The 1,007-nt window shown below is 63.0% G+C and carries 2 protein-coding genes; both read left to right on the forward strand.

Features of this window, described 5'->3' with window-relative positions; genetic code table 11:
- The coding region (locus DBR24_RS31520) for an aldehyde dehydrogenase family protein (RefSeq protein WP_256591281.1) at window positions 1-729 on the forward strand (729 nt) is incomplete at its 5' end.
- A gap of 51 nt (window positions 730-780) precedes the next feature.
- Window positions 781-1,007: NAD(P)/FAD-dependent oxidoreductase (locus DBR24_RS31525; RefSeq protein ID WP_371921233.1), on the forward strand; the 227-nt coding region annotated here is incomplete at its 3' end.

Here is a 1,007-nt window from a genome sequence, read left to right on the forward strand (position 1 = left end):
GCCGGGCAAAGCAACATGAAACGCGTCTGGCTCGAAGCCGGTGGCAAGAGCCCGAACGTGGTGTTTGCCGACGCCCCGGACTTGCGTGCGGCAGCCCAGGCAGCGGCCGGCGCCATTGCGTTCAACCAGGGCGAAGTGTGCACCGCCGGTTCGCGTCTGCTGGTCGAGCGTTCGATTCGCGAGCAATTCATTCCGCTGCTGGTGGAAGCGCTGCAAGCATGGAAACCCGGTCACGCCCTCGACCCGGCAACCACCGTCGGCGCCGTGGTCGATCAGCGTCAACTGGACAACGTGCTGCGCTACATCAGCATCGGTCGCGAGCAGGGCGCCGAGCTGATTGCCGGCGGCCAGCGCACCCTCGAAGAAACCGGCGGCCTCTATGTGCAACCGGCGATCTTCGACGGCGTGACCAACGCGATGACCATCGCCCGCGAAGAAATCTTCGGCCCGGTGCTGTCGCTGATCACCTTCGACACCGTTGAAGAAGCGCTGCAGATCGCCAACGACAGCATCTTCGGCCTCGCCGCCGGCGTCTGGACCAGCAACCTGAGCAAGGCGCACACCTTCGCCCGTGGCCTGCGGGCCGGCAGCGTGTGGGTCAACCAGTACGACGGCGGCGACATGACTGCGCCGTTCGGTGGTTTCAAACAGTCGGGCAACGGTCGCGACAAATCGCTGCACGCGTTCGACAAGTACACCGAGCTGAAAGCGACCTGGATCAAGCTCTGATTTTCTACAGCGGTGGTCGCCTTCAATGGGCGACCCTCGGAGAACAATAAAATGAAGCAACAACACGTCAACAGCTACTACGCCGCCACCCGCAACGAAGTCATCGACTTCCCGACCCTTGAAGAGTCGGTCGAGTGCGATGTCTGCATTATCGGCGCCGGCTACACCGGCCTGTCCTCGGCGCTGTTCCTGAGTGAAGCGGGCTATAAAGTGACCGTGCTCGAAGCGGCGAAAGTCGGCTATGGCGCCAGTGGCCGCAACGGCGGGCAACTGGTCAA

It is taken from the genome of Pseudomonas sp. HMWF006 (assembly GCF_003061205.1).
Lineage (GTDB): Bacteria > Pseudomonadota > Gammaproteobacteria > Pseudomonadales > Pseudomonadaceae > Aquipseudomonas > Aquipseudomonas monsensis.